This is a genomic window from Roseiflexus castenholzii DSM 13941, from assembly GCF_000017805.1.
Classification (GTDB): Bacteria; Chloroflexota; Chloroflexia; order Chloroflexales; family Roseiflexaceae; genus Roseiflexus; species Roseiflexus castenholzii.
In genome coordinates, this window is record NC_009767.1 from 2,126,218 (window position 1) to 2,142,103 (window position 15,886).

Annotated in this window: 16 protein-coding genes; 6 read left to right on the forward strand and 10 right to left on the reverse strand. The window is 59.7% G+C overall.

All coding sequences use genetic code 11. The annotated features are described in order from the left end of the window. The first annotated feature begins 4 nt into the window (after positions 1–4). Entirely contained in the window at positions 5–1,168 is a 1,164-nt protein-coding gene (locus tag RCAS_RS08425; protein WP_232280206.1) for an ATP-binding response regulator, read from the forward strand. On the opposite strand, the gene RCAS_RS08430 is transcribed toward RCAS_RS08425, so the two are convergent. The 3 genes from RCAS_RS08430 to RCAS_RS08440 form a co-directional block, all read right to left on the reverse strand. Further along, complete coding sequence (locus RCAS_RS08430; RefSeq protein WP_012120167.1) at positions 1,143–2,585, reverse strand: FtsW/RodA/SpoVE family cell cycle protein; 1,443 nt, start codon at positions 2,583–2,585, stop codon at positions 1,143–1,145. The two genes, RCAS_RS08425 and RCAS_RS08430, sit on opposite strands and share 26 nt — an antisense overlap. After that, positions 2,561–3,643: a redox-regulated ATPase YchF gene (ychF, locus tag RCAS_RS08435; protein WP_012120168.1), complete on the reverse strand. Its 1,083-nt coding sequence runs from the start codon at positions 3,641–3,643 to the stop codon at positions 2,561–2,563. Before ychF ends, RCAS_RS08430 begins: the two co-directional genes overlap by 25 nt. A 261-nt stretch (positions 3,644–3,904) precedes the next feature. Continuing rightward, positions 3,905–4,354: a Fur family transcriptional regulator gene (locus RCAS_RS08440; RefSeq protein WP_012120169.1), complete on the reverse strand. Its 450-nt coding sequence runs from the start codon at positions 4,352–4,354 to the stop codon at positions 3,905–3,907. 213 nt (positions 4,355–4,567) lie between these two features. Here RCAS_RS08440 and RCAS_RS08445 point away from each other — a divergent pair, with 213 nt between their 5' ends. From RCAS_RS08445 to RCAS_RS08465, 5 genes are all read left to right on the forward strand, one after another. Next, positions 4,568–5,143: a hypothetical protein gene (locus tag RCAS_RS08445; RefSeq protein WP_232280207.1), complete on the forward strand. Its 576-nt coding sequence runs from the start codon at positions 4,568–4,570 to the stop codon at positions 5,141–5,143. A 67-nt stretch (positions 5,144–5,210) separates the two neighbouring features. Continuing rightward, positions 5,211–5,936 (forward strand): NUDIX hydrolase, encoded by a 726-nt coding sequence (locus RCAS_RS08450; RefSeq protein WP_041330452.1) that lies wholly within the window; start codon positions 5,211–5,213, stop codon positions 5,934–5,936. Between the two features lie 17 nt (positions 5,937–5,953). After that, positions 5,954–6,199, forward strand: coding sequence for a hypothetical protein (locus tag RCAS_RS08455; RefSeq protein WP_012120172.1), 246 nt, complete (start codon positions 5,954–5,956; stop codon positions 6,197–6,199). Positions 6,200–6,245: 46 nt separating this feature from the next. Beyond that, complete coding sequence (locus RCAS_RS08460; protein WP_012120173.1) at positions 6,246–8,729, forward strand: penicillin acylase family protein; 2,484 nt, start codon at positions 6,246–6,248, stop codon at positions 8,727–8,729. Further along, positions 8,726–9,223, forward strand: a complete 498-nt coding sequence (locus RCAS_RS08465) for a DUF427 domain-containing protein (RefSeq protein ID WP_012120174.1) — start codon at positions 8,726–8,728, stop codon at positions 9,221–9,223. The genes RCAS_RS08460 and RCAS_RS08465 overlap by 4 nt, the downstream gene beginning before the upstream one ends. Here the strand turns inward: RCAS_RS08465 and RCAS_RS08470 are convergent. The 7 genes from RCAS_RS08470 to RCAS_RS08500 form a co-directional block, all read right to left on the reverse strand. Continuing rightward, positions 9,192–10,058 carry a purine-nucleoside phosphorylase gene (locus tag RCAS_RS08470; RefSeq protein ID WP_012120175.1) on the reverse strand — a complete coding sequence of 289 codons (867 nt, stop codon included), beginning with the start codon at positions 10,056–10,058 and terminating at the stop codon, positions 9,192–9,194. The genes RCAS_RS08465 and RCAS_RS08470 overlap by 32 nt on opposite strands. Positions 10,059–10,099: 41 nt before the next feature. Then, complete coding sequence (locus RCAS_RS08475; protein WP_012120176.1) at positions 10,100–10,789, reverse strand: PH domain-containing protein; 690 nt, start codon at positions 10,787–10,789, stop codon at positions 10,100–10,102. Next, on the reverse strand, positions 10,776–11,576 hold the full coding sequence (gene recO, locus RCAS_RS08480) for a DNA repair protein RecO (protein WP_012120177.1): 801 nt from the start codon (positions 11,574–11,576) through the stop codon (positions 10,776–10,778). The genes RCAS_RS08475 and recO overlap by 14 nt, the downstream gene beginning before the upstream one ends. A gap of 101 nt (positions 11,577–11,677) precedes the next feature. Further along, on the reverse strand, positions 11,678–12,895 hold the full coding sequence (gene tgt, locus RCAS_RS08485; protein ID WP_012120178.1) for a tRNA guanosine(34) transglycosylase Tgt: 1,218 nt from the start codon (positions 12,893–12,895) through the stop codon (positions 11,678–11,680). 91 nt (positions 12,896–12,986) lie between these two features. Then, complete coding sequence (locus tag RCAS_RS08490) at positions 12,987–14,501, reverse strand: DUF5667 domain-containing protein (RefSeq protein WP_012120179.1); 1,515 nt, start codon at positions 14,499–14,501, stop codon at positions 12,987–12,989. Positions 14,502–14,535: 34 nt separating this feature from the next. Continuing rightward, positions 14,536–15,138: an RNA polymerase sigma factor gene (locus RCAS_RS08495; RefSeq protein WP_012120180.1), complete on the reverse strand. Its 603-nt coding sequence runs from the start codon at positions 15,136–15,138 to the stop codon at positions 14,536–14,538. 430 nt (positions 15,139–15,568) lie between these two features. Next, complete coding sequence (locus RCAS_RS08500; protein WP_041330455.1) at positions 15,569–15,883, reverse strand: hypothetical protein; 315 nt, start codon at positions 15,881–15,883, stop codon at positions 15,569–15,571. Between the last annotated feature and the right edge of the window lie 3 nt (positions 15,884–15,886).

Here is a 15,886-nt window from a genome sequence, read left to right on the forward strand (position 1 = left end):
CGCTGTGACCATTCTCTATATCGAAGATAACCGCGATAATCAGTTGTTGGTGCGGCGCATTCTGGAGTCGCGCGGGTATGCGCTACAGATTTGCGAAGACGGACCTTCCGGCATTGCGTTGGCGCGAGAGAGCCAGCCGGCGCTCATTCTGGTCGATATCAACATTGCGGGGATGGACGGCTATGAGACCACAACGCGCCTGCGCAGTCTGCCTCATTTACAATCGACGCCGATTGTTGCCATTACTGCTGATGCGCGTCCTGGGACGCGCGAACGCGCGCTGGCTGCGGGATGTGATGGGTTTATCACCAAGCCGATCGATCCCCGCTTGCTCCCCGAACAGATTGCCGAGTTTCTGGGCGGGAAGCGTGAACTGCTGCCCACAAGCCTGGAGACGATCATGCTGCGCGAGTATAATGCCAGGCTTGTCGAGCGGCTCGAGCGGCAGGTGCGCGAACTGAGCGCGCGCAACGCTGAACTGCAAGAGCTTGATCGTCTCAAGAACACCTTCCTTGCCACCCTTTCACATGAGTTGCGCACGCCGCTGACAGCGATCCTCGGTTACCTGGAACTGTTCGAACGGCGCACCCTTGGATCGTTGAACGACGTGCAGGGGCAGGCAATCAACGTGATTGCGCGCAATGCCCGGACTCTGTCGCGCATCCTCAACAACCTGCTCTACTTGCAAGAGGTGCGCTCGACTGAAATCCGGCGCGCGCCGGTCGTCATCCACGAGGTATTGCAGGAAGTCATTGAAGACATGCAACCGCTGGCGCGCGCTGCGAATGTGACATTGTCCGCGTCCCTTCAACCGACTGCTGTGTACATGGGCGACCCGATTGGCATCAGCCAGGCATTGCGCGCCCTGATCGACAACGCCATTAAGTTCACTCCCCCCTCCGGGCGGGTGGATGTGACCCTGATCGATGAACCGTCGCGGGTGTTAGTGCGCGTGGAAGACACGGGGATCGGTATTCCCGCTGAAGCCCAGGAAAAGATTTTTCTCCCCTTCTATCAGATCGATGACACGCTGGCGCGCCCCTACAGCGGCGCCGGGCTTGGTCTGGCAATCGCCAGGCATGTGGTCGAAGCGCATGGCGGTCATCTGACGGTGCGGAGCGTTGTTCAGGCTGGCAGCACCTTTACGGTTGTTCTGCCGCGGGAGTAGGCGCGCTGGCGGAAATGCGCAACAGTAGCCCGATAATGAGAAAGTTCATAATGACCGACGAACCGCCATACGAGATGAATGGCAGCGTAATGCCGGTCAACGGAATAACCCGCAGATTCCCGCCGATGATGATGAAGGTTTGTGCGGCAAGGATCGTCGTCAGGCCGACGGCGAGGAGTTGCTCGAATCCGCGAAAGCGACCGGGAATACGGATGGCAATGGCGTAACCACGAAAGATCAGCAGCAAATATGCGACCAAAACTGCGAGGCTGCCGGCGAGTCCCATTTCCTCTGCCAGTGCAGTAAAGACAAAATCGGTGTGGACTGCCGGAATGACCGTGGGCAGTCCCTGACCAAGCCCTGTACCGAGCACGCCTCCCGACGCCAGCGCATAGATTGCCTGCACAATCTGATACCCGCTGCCCTGCGCCGTGGCCCACGGGTCGAGCCAGATAGACACCCTCGTCTTCACCACAGCCACAATGGTGTACAACACATACGAACCGGCGCCAAAGGCGCACAATCCGGCAACCACATACCATCCGCGTCCTGTCGCCACATACAGCATCGCCAGGAATACACTAAACAGGAGCAGCGCCGCCCCCAGGTCGCGTTGCGCAATAATCAGCCCCATCGCCAGCCCCCACATCGCGATCAATGGGACGAGATACGGTAACGGCGGCAACGGCAGCGGACCAATGCGGTAACCGGCAGCGACCACTTCGCGGTGTTCGTTCAGGTAGGATGCCAGAAAGATAACCAGTACGATCTTGAGCAGTTCGGAAGGTTGAAACAGGAAGAAACCGAAGTTGAACCAGGCGCGCACGCCGCTGTTGTTCGGATCGACGCCAAAGAGGAAGGTCGCTAGAATCAGCGCCACCCCGGCGGTCAACCAGGCGTATCGATGGTGATCGAGCCAGTCCATCAACGAGGTGCGCTGATACCGTCGCAACAGGTCATCCCAGGGGATGAACAGCACGATAGCGCAGATGGCGATCCCCAGCAACACCCAGAGCGCCTGCCGGTCGTCGATCCCGGCGAAACAGGGCGCCAGTGTTCCATCGCGCTGCTGACACTTAATCGGCAGCAGGTCGGGTTCGAGGCGGGCGATCACCATTAATCCCAGCCCGGTAAGCAGCGCCACCAGAGGGAGCACCATCTGATCGGCGCCGGGCAGCCGCCAGCTCAAGCCAAGCGACAGAGCCAGAAAGAGCAGGAAGGGCAGGATCGAGGGCCACAGAATACGCGCCACACCCTGGATCGTGGTCGATGCGGCTGGTCCGTCGGCGCCGGCTAGCGCCACCAATGTGTAGCCGGCCGCAAAGAAGACCAGTGCAATCAGGAGAAGCCGCAGTTCGGCGCTGCGCAGGCGCCACGGACGTCGGAACATGGTCAGATGTTGAACAGAAAATGGCACACATCGCCATCCTGCACGATGTACTGCTTCCCTTCCATCCGTACATGTCCGTGTTTGCGGGCTTCCACCATGCTGCCGGCACGTGCCAGATCGTCGAACGCGACGACTTCGGCGCGGATAAAGCCGCGTTGAATATCGGAGTGAATCACGCCGGCAGCTTCAACGGCTGGCGTACCGCGGCGGATAGTCCAGGCGCGCACCTCGTCAGGACCGGCGGTGAGAAAACTGATGAGCCCGAGCAATTCATACGAGAGCGCAATCACCCGGTTGCGCGCCGGTTCGGTGATGCCCAGATCGTCCATGAAGGCGCGCGCTTCTTCTTCGTCGAGCTGCGCAAGTTCAGCCTCGATCTTGCCGCAGAGCGTCGCCACGCCGCTCCGTCGATGCTCGTAGCGGACCGTCGGCGGATGCTTCAATTGATTCTCACCAATATTGATCGCCAGCAGCAACGGTTTGGCGGTGAGAAACTGATAGCCGCGGAGCAGCCGCTCCTCTTCGGCGGTCAGGTCGAGGTCGCGAATGGGTGCGCCACCCTCCAGCGCTGCCTGAATGCGCACCAGCGCATCACGTTCCACGATGCGCATCTCACGCTCCTTCGCCGACATCTTGCCGATCTCGGCGTTCAGGCGCGTCAGACGCCGCTCGATGATGGCAAGATCGGAAAAGGCGAGTTCCAGATCGACCGCCTCGATGTCGCGTAGGATATCGACACTGCCATCTGGATGCGGCACGGCATCGTCCTCGAATGCGCGAACAACGTGGAGGAGGGCGTCCGCGCCGCTGATATAGTTGAGCACGGCCGGCGGAAGACCGCCGCTCTCGCGCGCGCCGCTGCTCAACCCGCCAATGTCGATATACTGCACATCGGCACAGGTGACTTTTTTGGGGTTGAACATCCGCGCCAGCACATCGAGGCGTGGATCGGGCACCTTGACCGTTGCCAGGTTGGGGGTCAATTGCCCGGAACTATAGGTTGTCGTTTCTGCCGTATCGCCGGTCAGCGCGTTGAACACCGTAGTTTTGCCGCTGTTGGCGAGTCCGATAATGGCAATTTTCATGGAATCGTCAAATATGCATGTGTTATCGGTTCTTGTTGTTCAGTATAGTCTATCTATGCGCTTGCGGCAAGCAGGCGGACGCTCCCCGCCGTGGGGTCTGGGTCAAGGGCGGACAGCACACACCCCCCGTCCTTCTCCCGCAGGCGGGAGAGGGGCGGGGGGGAAGGTGTGCGTCCCACGGGTGGGCGTGCCGGTGTTCGCGCGGGTGTTCTGTCCGCCCTTAAGGGAGTCTGGTCGGCGCGCCCCGACCTGGCGCCGGCATCACTCAGCGCGCTGGCAGACCTGACACAATCCGTACACCTCGAGCCAGTGCCCTTCGATCTTGAAGTTCAGTCGGCGCGCCAGCCCTCCAAGAAGCGTCTCGATATCGCATCCCTCGAATGAAATGACCGTTCCGCACTTGCGGCAGATCATGTGGTGCTGATGACCCTGCTCGACTGGCACATACGCATGTTCGCTTGCCGCGTGTGTTTCCTTCGTAGCGCTCCAGTGAACGCGCGAGAGCCAGCCATCCTCGACCAGCAAATCCACCGTGCGATAGATGGTTGCGCGCCCAATCGGACCGGTCTCGCCGCCAAGATCGCGGAACAACTGCTCGGCGCTGAACGGTTGAGAGTACTGCATGATCCGGTCAAGGATGGCGCGACGCGGGGCGGTCACTCGATGTCCGTGCGCACTCAGGTCTTTGAGTACGTTCTCTGCCCACGACATAGCCAAATCCTCCTGTCTAAACCCTATTTCCTTTAAGGACGCCACTGGCAGTTGTTGTCTCACGGCGTTCCGCAGGGAAATGGTGTAAGATATATCCTTGACCGGACATTATATCACTGTTATGAACTGAGCGATAGTATGAATAATCACTCGCATCAGCCATCGGCTGTATCATTTTTGATAAGCGCGATGGGTATAGCGTTGGGAGCAGTGATGGCATTACTGGTCCTGAGCGGTGCGCCGCCACATACAACCGCCCAATCGGGATACCCCGCCCCGGCCACAACTCCCGCCTACCCGCCGCCAGCCGAGTCGACGGCAACCCGTCCCGCTGCCACGGCAACTCCGGCGACGCCTGCCACCCTGACGGTCCCTGTTCCAGGAACCACGATACCCACAATGCCGACCCTCTCACCGACTATTCGCCCAACCCTGACCGTCGCGCCGTCGCCAACGCGCGTGCCGCCGACGTCGGCGCAGCTGGCTCAGGTTGCCGAAGTCACGCCGACGCCGCCGGGCATTCTGTCGTGCGCACCCGGCCAGACCATTATGATCGGTGGAGTCGCGTCACCGCATGCGCCGCTGCTGCTGTACTTCGGAACGCGGATTGTGAGCGGAGGAAGCGCGCGCGCATCCGGTGATTTTGCTATGCCGCTGATCATGGGAATGGAACGGGCAGGCGAGTATCAGGTAACCGTGCGGGTGCGCGGCACAGGTCAGGTCGTGCGCTCAGTGACATGCCTGGTTCCGCCAACGACTCCAACGCCTGTGCCGCGTCGGTTACGATAACCATGTATGATAGAGAGTAGCGATATTCAGGTTGCCGTTCCATTTGCATCTTGACATGGTTCATGCTATGTTCTATCGTACAGCAGATGCAGGAGGAGCAGTGCAGGCGGTGGACATCGCACACAATGATGCGCCCTGGGCGGAATGGGAACACCTTCTTCGAAGGGCGCTCCATGTCACCGTCTCCCTGTCGGAAGATCAGTTGCTGCTGATACGCGACGTGCATGGTCGCTCCTTTCGCCCGCGCGAACCTGCGCCAGGTATCGTTCCGCGCATCGGCGCCGTGTTGATCGCCCTCTATCCCGATGGCGCCGATTTGCGTCTGCTGTTGACGGTGCGCAGCAACCACGTCGCCAGCCATCGAGGGGAGGTGTCGTTGCCGGGCGGCGCCACCGATCCGGAAGATAATGGACCAGAGGCGACGGCACTGCGCGAATGCGCTGAAGAATTGGGAATTGCGACCGAGACGGTGACCGTACTTGGCACGCTGACACCAATCTATATTCCGCCAAGCAATTTTCGCATCACACCGGTTGTGGGATTCTTGCGCACATTGCCGCACCTCACGATCAACCATCACGAAGTGGAACGGGTCATTACCGTCACGTTGCGCGAACTGCTCAATCCTGCCACGGTTGTGGTCGAACGTTGGACCTTGCACGGTCATGAGGTTCTTGTGCCGTATTTTGCGATTGCCGGCTACAAAGTGTGGGGCGCCACTGCGCTCATTCTCAGCGAACTCGTAACCCGGATGCGAATCGCCAGAATCGCGTATAATGCAGAAGCATCCTGAGACAGAAGGAGCATACCATGACTCTGGATGAAGCTATTGCCGATCTGTCGCAGCGAATCAAAAACGTGAGCCCTGATGCTGTTCTCAAGATTCAGCGTCGCTCGGCTGAAGAGGCTGCGATCCGCGCATATGCGCCAGCGGACCACGAGGAGGCGATCCGATCGGCAACACAGGAAATCACGCTCAAACTGCTCACCGAAGATGGACTGGACGTGCAGGTTTTGGTGTACGACATTGCGACATCGTTGCCAAAGGAACAGTAGTAGGAATGATGTGAGCGCTTTTGGAATATGAGAAACGGGTGATGGCATGATCTCGCTTGGTCAATTGGGGAAAACCGCCGGTATTATTATCGGAGCGGCAGCGGGGATTGCCGGCGTGGGAGCAGTCGCAGCGCTGCGGCGACCGCTTCCGCGCACCTCCGGTACGCTGCCCCTTCCGGGGTTGCAGGCGCCGGTGAAGGTTATTCGTGATCGCTGGGGTGTGCCGCATATCTATGCTGCCGGCAACGATGATCTGTTTATGGCGCAGGGATATGTGCATGCCCAGGATCGGCTCTGGCAGATGGAGTTTCAGCGTCGCGCCGCCTCCGGTCAACTCGCCGAGGTGTTTGGCGCCGTCGCGCTCGACTCCGACCGATTTGTGCGCGTGCTGGGTTTCAGGCGAATAGCAGAGCGCGAGGTAGACACGCTGGACGAGGAAACGCGCCGACTGGTCGAAGCGTATGTTCGCGGGGTGAATGCTTTTATCGAGCAGCACGCCGGCAATCTGCCGATTGAGTTTACTGTTCTGCGCCTGCGTCCACGTCCGTGGACGGTTGCTGATGTGCTGGTGTGGGGCAGAATGATGGCGCTGCAACTGTCGCGCAACTGGCGCGAAGAACTGGTGCGCGCGCGCCTGATTGCAACCCTGGGTGCAGAGCGCGCCGCAACCTTGATGCCGCACTACCCTGACGATCATCCGATCATTGTGCCTCCTGGCATTCAGTACACGCCGACTATGGGACAGTCGGCGATGGAACGGGCGGATGCCACTTCCCGTTTCTTCCCCGATGGCGGAGGGCAGGGCAGCAATTCGTGGGCAGTTGCTGCCCATCGCGCCATCGGCGGGGGCCCGCTGCTCGCCAGTGATCCGCACCTGGCGATTACGATGCCCTCACTCTGGTATGAAAATCATCTGAGCGGTGGCGATTTCCATGTGACCGGCGCCAGCATTCCCGGCACACCCGGCGTTGTTATCGGGCACAACGAGCATATTGCCTGGGGTGTCACGAACAGCGGCAATGATGTTCAGGACCTCTATGTGGAGAAGTTCGATCCGACCGATCCGACCGGGCTGCGGTATGAGTATCAGGGTCAGTGGGAAATCGCCGAACTGGTGCGCGAAGAGATCGTCGTGCGCGGTCAACGCGAAGTGGTGATCGAAGAGGTGCGGATTACCCGCCACGGTCCGATCATTAATGCGCTGACTCCCGACCATGGGCAGAGCGGAACGAATGGTGAGGCGTCGCGTACTGAGCAACCGCTGGCAATTCGCTGGACAGCGCTGCAACCAACCCGCCTGCTGCGGTCGGTCTTCCGCCTGAATCGCGCGCGCGACTGGGAGAGTTTTCGTGACGCGCTGGCTGATTGGACCGTCCCGCCACAAAACTTTACCTACGCCGATGTCGAGGGGAATATTGGTTATGCCCTCGGCGGCGACATTCCACTGCGCGCCCGGGGCGATGGCAGCCTGCCGGCGCCTGGCTGGACGGGTGAATACGAATGGTCGGGCATCATTCCCCACGCTGACCTGCCGCACGTCCTGAATCCGTCGGAAGGGTTCGTGATCACAGCCAACAATCGGATCGTCGGCGACTCCTATCCCTATCCGTTCCCGGCGGAATGGCTCAACGGCTATCGTGCCGAGCGCATCCGACAGTTGATCGAACAGACACCTCGCCACGACGCCGAGTCATTTGCGCGCATCCACGCCGACATTCGCAGTCTGCCCGGCCTGGAACTGGCAGCGCTTGCCGGGCGCCTCCCCGCTGATGAACCGCTGGCACAACAGGCGCGTGATGCACTCGCAACCTGGAATGGGGAGTTGAGCGCCGATAGTATCGGTGGTACGATCTATTCACGTTTGCGCGAGCGCCTGTTGAGCACAATCTATGCCGATGCTGCTGCTACATTCGATGCTGTGGTCGGGTTAGGGGCATTTGCAACACTGCCCGCTCGTGATATGGCACATCGGGCATTTCCGCGCCTGCTACGCCGCCTGATCGAGCGCGACGACCATTTCTTCGGTCAACGCACCACCGATGACATTCTTGCAGCCGCCTGGAATGCAACGCTTGCGGAATTGCGCGCCGAACTCGGCGACGACGTCGCAACCTGGCGCTATGGGCGCATCCATACGCTGACTATCCGCCATCCACTCGGCTCGCTGCCTGCGCTGGCGACGATCTTTAATCGGGGACCGTTTCCGACCGGTGGGGATCTCGATACGGTGAATATGGGATACCTGCCGCGCGAATTCGCTGGACCGCCGTTCTATATTGCGCCTTCGTACCGGCAGATTTGCGATACGTCCGACTGGGATCGCAGTCAGAGCATTCAGCCAACCGGTCAATCCGGGCATCCGGGTAGTCGTCACTATGGCGATTTTGTGCAACCCTGGCTCAATGTGCAGTATCATCCCATGTCCTGGAGTCGTTCGCGGGTCGAAGAGGTTGCCGCCGCCCGGATGACGCTGCAACCGGTGGAGGAAAAAGCAGCGGATGTCGCCATTCCGGCAAGGAGCGCGCTATGAGGTCCATGCGACGCATTCCTCCCGGTCCGGGTCAGGAGTCGGTCTGGGATTATCCGCGCCCACCGCGTGTCGAACCAACATCACGTCGGGTGCGGGTACTTTTCGGCGGCGTGATGATTGCCGACACTCGCCGCGCGCTGCGGGTGCTGGAGACGAGCCACCCACCAACCTACTACATCCCGCCCGAAGATGTTCGGATGGAGTATCTGACGCCAACCGTCCGGCAGTCGTTCTGCGAATTCAAGGGTATAGCCGGCTACTACACCGTCCAGGTCGGTGAAAAACGCGCCGAGAACGCGGCATGGTTCTATGCCCGTCCGTCGCCGGGGTATGAGGCGCTTGCCGGGTATATTGCGTTCTATCCAAGTCGTATGGACGCCTGTTACGTCGATGATGAACCGGTGGTCGCACAGGAAGGGGACTTCTACGGCGGTTGGATTACCTCGGACATCGTCGGGCCGTTCAAGGGCGGTCCGGGGACGTGGGGATGGTAGCGGTGCGATCCATCCGCTCCAGGATGGCGCGGATCAGCGCAGTAACTCGTGGGCGCGCCGACTTGCCGGCATCGAGCACTTCCTGGTGATTGGCGGGCGGTCCGTCCGCCAGCGCCAGGTTGGTGATCAGCGAAAGCCCCATACAGCGCATCCCCATATGCCGCGCAACGACAATCTCAGGCACGGTGGACATGCCAACCGCGTCAGCACCGAGCAGGCGACACATGCGCAGTTCGGCGCTGCTCTCGAATGCCGGACCCGATAGCATCAAATAGACTCCCTCACGCAGCAGAATGCCCAGATCGTCTGCCGCAGCGCACGCCAGCCTCATCAACTCGCGGTCGTAGGCGCCAACCATTGCCGGGAAGCGCGGACCCATGCGCTCATCGTTGGGTCCGCGCAATGGGTGATGGCCTGCCAGCCCTGGCAGAAAAATATGGTCGGTTATGAGCATCAGATCGCCAACGCTCCAGTCGGCGTGCAACCCGCCGGCGGCGTTGGTCGCCAGTAGCGTGGTGCAGCCGAGCGCGCGCAGCACACGCACCGGAAACGTGACCTGCTGCATTGAGTGCCCTTCATAAAAGTGAAACCGTCCACGCATCACAGCCACCGGTTGACCTGCCAGCACCCCGATGACCAGTTCACCGCGATGACCGACGACCGTCGTTGGCGGAAAGCCAGGAATGTCTGTGTAGGGAACCACGACGGGGTTGTCCAGATTGTCCGCCAGTTCGCTCCATCCCGATCCAAGAATGAGCGCAATGCGCGGAACAAGGCTGATGCGCGCAGCAATGATCGAACGGGCGGGTTCGATCAGGTTCAAAAGGTCGTCCACTGTTCCGTCCCTGCGTCATCCGGTGTTCCCGAATGACGCAACTAAATACGACCGAGCAATTCCCGTTTTTTGGCTTCGAACTCTTCCCGCGAGATCAGTCCGCGATCCCGCATGTCTACCAGACGCTGCAAAGCGTGCGACACGCGATCGACATCGGGAAGCATATCTTCGACATCGAGATACGCATCAATGTCACGCTGATCGATATAGGCATAGCCGCGTTCGATATCGTGGCGCGCATCATCCATCGCGCGCTTGAACTCTTGTGGACGAGCCAGACTGCGACATTGACTGACGCCCGACTCAGAGGCGGTCATGATCTCGATGTCACCAAAATTCAAGAGACGCCCTACCCAACTCTGGCGCAGTTCCACTCCGTTGATCCTCTCGACCGGAATATCGACCGCCTCGGTGTTGAAAATACCGCGCAGCAGGATCACGCGCCGATCGGTGACCACGCATTGTTCATTCGACCAGCGCAGATAATCGAGAAAAGCGCTGCCAAGCACAAGGAGGCTGATAACCACGCAGACGATCAACACCAAAACGCCGACTTGCATGCCGGCCAGCATTTTATCGGGAAATGCCACCTGCGAGACGACGCCGGCGGCGATCAACACGCCGATCAGCAGCAATTCGGTCAGAATATTCCCGATCAACACAAACACATGTTGCCGACCAATGTAGCGCACATGCTCACCGCGCCCCAGGAGGGTGTCAATCGCGTTCATCGTCATCTCCTTGAGCTCCGGTTGATCCGACGAACAGGGATGGTTCAGGGTGCTGTCGAACATCGTCGAGGAATGCCAGCGAACGCAGGTCGCGTTCCAGGATATGGCGTAGATAGGCGCGCAGCAACGATTCCGCTTCGGCGCGCGTGGCGGTTGATACCCGCAACTCGCCGGCGATCTCCGGTGGTTGTATCTGCATATAGCGCAGCAACTTGAACGTGGACAGGCGCATTGGCAGCGCCCGACGATCAGCGCCAGCGCATTGTGGGCAGAGCGCACCTCCCGCTGCCGGACTGAACCGATCCGTCGCCTCGGTCAGCCTCACGCCGCACGCAGCGCACTCATACAACTGTGGACGGTAGCCAACTGCGTCCAGTAAGTGCAACTCATAGGCGCGCAGGGTGAGATCGATGGCAGCGCCAGCATTGAGTGCGCGTAAAGCGCCGAGCAACAACTCAAACGCGCGTCGGTTTTCACTTTCTTCCGCGATCAGGCGATCAACCAGTTCAGCGGCATAGTACGCGGCGCCAATGCGTTCGAGATCAGCGCGCAAATGCTCAAAGCGGTCCAACGGACTGCTCTGCGTCACGATGTGCAGGTTGCGTCCAATCGCCAGCATAAGGGTGGTATGAGTAAACAGTTCGATATGCCCTGCCAGGCGACTATGAATCTTGCGCGCTCCCTTCGCAATCACACGCTGCTTGCCCGACGGGGTCAGAATCGTCAGCACCCGATCCGCTTCGCCGCTATCGGATCTGCGGATGATGATTGCTTCACAACGATACACACGATCCCGCAACGCCACCCCCGTTTGTGTACCTTGCCGCAGCGCCGACATCTCTGCGCCAGCATGTCATTATAGACCCCGCAGCAGGTTCTGGTCAATGTTCAATCTCCAAGCCATTCGGCGCGCAGTTGCGCGAAGCGCCCCTCACGAATGCTCTGGCGAATCTCGCGCATGAGTTTGAGCAGGAAAGCGACATTGTGCAGACTGACAAGCCGAATGCCGAGCAATTCCTGAGCGCGAAACAAGTGGTGGATGTAGGCGCGCGAATAACGCTGACACGTATAACAATCACACCACGAGTCCAGCGGTTCCTGGTCGTCGCGCAACGACGCATTGGTCACATTCAGTTTCCAGCGCCGCTGCGCCGGCAGCGTGCTCATATCGCGTACCAGCGCCGTCCCATGCCGACCAAGGCGTGTCGGGCTGACGCAATCGAACATATCGATGCCGCGCGCCACACATTCGATCAGGTCGTCCACATCACCAATGCCGAGCAGGTGGCGCGGCAGATGGTCGGGCAGGTGCGGCACGGTCATATCCACCACAGCACGCATCTGTTCCTTGTCGCCGCCGAGCGAACCGCCGATACACAACCCATCGAATGAGAGTTCACGCAGATATTCGGCGCTTGCTCGCCGCAAGTCGGGAAAGACGCCTCCATGAACGATACCGAACAGTGCCTGATCAGGATTCGGCGGCGCAAATGGCAACCCGCCCGCGCGAGTTTCCTGATGGAATATCAGGCAGCGTCGTTCCCATTCGTGGGTGCGTTCCAGTGAACGAGCAGTGTAGTCGTACCCGGCATGAAACGGCGGCAACTCATCGAAGCAGAGTATGATGTCAGCGCCGATGCCTTTCTGAATCTCAATGCTCCGTTCAGGAGTGAACACATGGGTCGAACCATCGATATACGACTTGAAAATCACGGCATCATCGGTAACCCTCACCATACCGGGCTGCACCTGCTGCGTCGGTCGCCGACCCTTAATTTCGTCGGCAATCCCGCCATACACCAGGCTGAACACCTGAAACCCACCGCTATCGGTCAGGATAGGTCCTTCCCATCCCATGAAACGGTGCAATCCTCCCATGCGCGCAATCAACTCGTGCCCGGGTTGCAGGTAGAGATGATAGGTGTTCCCGAGAATAATCTGCGCGCCGTGGTCACGCACCTCATCAGGGGTCAACGATTTGATCGAGCCGCGGGTGCCGACCGGCATAAACACGGGGGTCTCGATGACTCCGTGGGCGGTGGTGATCCGTCCGATGCGAGCGCGGCTATGGGTGTCGCGCGCCTCGATTTCGAATATCAGCGTCATAAACGTGCAAACGTTAACGTGCGCAGGAATAAAGAGGCTCCATTATACAGGGTTCCACGCGACCCAGGCGATAATGAGGAGCATATACGCCTTATGGCGCCGCCGAATTGGGAGAAGCGCCATTGTCTGTACGTTCGTCGTCGCTGTCGGGATCGTCTGGCGTTATGGTTGGTGTGCTGGATGCTTCAGCAAGATCAGGCGGCGTATTTGGCTGATCCGTTGGCGTGAGGGTGGGTGTAGCGGTCGGCGCCGGTGTGGGTGTGTCGGTCGGCGTGGCGGTCGGCGCCGGTGTGGGTGTGTCGGTCGGCGCCGGTGTAGGTGTGTCGGTCGGCGTGGCGGTCGGCGCCGGTGTGGGCGTCAATGTTGGACGCGGTGGACGAGCAGTTGGCGGCGGTTGCGGCGTCGAACTTACCGAAGGCGGCTCGGTTGGTGGGATGCGGGTCGCCGTTGGCGGCGGCGTATGCGTCGGCGATGGTGTATGCGTCGGCAACGGCGTATCCGTGGGCGGAACCTCCGTCGGTTGCACCGTATATGTTGCAGTTGGCGACGGCGTAGATGTAGGAGAACCAGGCATCGGCGTGCGAGTCGGCAACGGCGCATTCGTTGCCGTCGGTGCAGCCTGACCCGGTGTTGGCGTGGGCCGTGGCGGACGAGCAGTTGGCGGCGGGGTCGCCACAGCCTGAGTAGATTCGCCGTCGGGTGTTGGGCGGTCTTCCACGGAGGGGGTCTGATCGGTCAGATCCACAACCGGCACATCAGCCGATGTCGGGGATGGTGCATCGGTTGCTGCCGGAGTTTGCGTGGTTGATGCCGGCGCTGGCGATGACAGCGGAATCGTGGTTGCAGGCGGCGCTACCGTTGGCTCGATCACCGCGTCGATCTGCCCCTGCACAGTATCGATCAGCGGATTCGCGTCCGGCACCTTTGACGCAAGTTGGAACAGCGTCTTCCGCACCTCATCGATCAGCACATTCACATCATCTGACACATCTGCTGTGCCGATCTGACGGCTTTCCACGACCGCACCACGAACATGCACCGAAAGAATGGCAAGCGGTTCTTCGAGCGCCTGCGGAGTGATCGAATCGTTGCCGGTGATCAGCATTTCAATTTCCAGCATCCGACGGCGGGCATAGTCGATATGCAATTTACTGCGCTGTGCCGGATCGGTGGTGATGGAGAGCGTCAAATCCTCGCGCGCAACTTTCCAGACATACAGTGGATCACCGGGCAGACTCTGCGCAGATGCCGTATCGACCGATGCCAGCAACACCGTCACTGCCAGAGCGCCTGCTAGCACGCGCTGCACTGCGGCTTTGCGAAGTGGACGTAGCAGATGCCCGGTTCTCTGCCGCTGTGCGAGCATCTGACCGGCAAGTGCAGAAAACTCCTGTGCGCCGGTTGGCAGCCAGCGTTCCAGTTCTGGCGGCAGAGGCAATGCCGCCTCGTGGCGCACAAGACCTGCAATCTCCAGCAATGGCTCAAGATTCGCAGCCGCCTGCGGATAGCGCGCCAGGCACTCATCGATAGACGCGCCGCTCAGCAATCGATTGAGCGCCTCATCGAACGCCTCCGCAATGTCCAGTTGTTGACTGCGTCGAACCATCGATCACCACAACCGCGATATATTCAGATCGGTGTCAGGACGCGTCGGCGCCCCCGACCGCACGCGCCATCAATGACTCAGCGGATGCCGATTCCTGATTGAGGATGTGCTGCAATGCCTGAAGAGCGCGATACTGCAATGCCTTGACTGCGCCTTCGGTTTTGCCGATGGTTGTTGCAATCTCCTGATTGGTCATATCGCCAAAAAATTTCAACATCAAGACATGCTGTTGCTCAACGGTCAGTTGTGCGATGGCATGTTGCAACGATAGGCGCTCAAACAAGGACGAGACCGCCTCCTGGCCTCGCGGGTCGGTCACATCGATGGTATCGTCGAGCGAAGAAGCGAATATCTGCCGCCGCCGCGTCTGACCGATCAAGACATTTCCTGCAATCGTGTACAACCAGCCCAGAAACATCTTTTCGCCCCGATACTGTAACCCGCCAATGCCTTTGATGACGCGAATGAACGTCTCTTGCGTCAGGTCCTGCGCCAGTTCCGGTTCGCGCGTGCGCACATACATGTAGCGCAAAATGTGTCTTGCATACCGGGCGTACAACTCGCCGAACGCTATCTCATCGCCCGCTTGAGCGCGAGCGATGATTGCCGGAAGTTCGACGTTTGTGTCGGCAACCATATTTCCCCTGCTGTCCGGTCGATGCTGGTGCTTCTGCCGTCGCTGGTACGAACAGGTTGCCTATTCAATACCAACGCGACCAGATAATCGGGAGTTACGCACAAGCGCGTGATGGAACTAGCGAATATTCTACTTTGTAGTAAGGCGCATCCCTTTCTCATTATAGTCGAACGCCTGGCGCTGCGAAAGACCTGACCCGGTTAAGGTTTGGTCAAATTGCGCTCCAGATAGAGATGCGCTGTACTATGCTGTGTGGCAACGCGCAAGGGTCTGCGCGCGCCTGTCCAGAGCGTAAGAATCCGATAATCACGCTCAACGTGGGTGTGGATAGACGATCTGTTCTCGTCGAGCGATCAACGTGAGCCAGACATCGCTGATGGCAATGCCATATCAGCGCTGCGTGACGCCATTGGCGGATAGACTACGGTCACTACAGGGATGCTTTCAGTCTAATACCAATGACCTGTGACCATCCGGCATGGTCACCCCGAGCGGCGCGAGGGGTCGTGCGCGATCCGCTCAGATTCCTCGCTGCGCTCGGAATGACCAGCAAGGCTGCGCTCGGAATGACCAGCAAGGCTGCGCTCGGAATGACCAGCAAGGCTGCGCTCGGAATGACCAGCAAGGCTGCGCTCGGAATGACCAGCAAGGCTGCGCTCGGAATGACCAGCAAGGCTGCGCTCGGAATGACCAGCAAGGCTGCGCTCGGAATGACCAGCAAGGCTGCGCTCGGAATGACACGCATGCG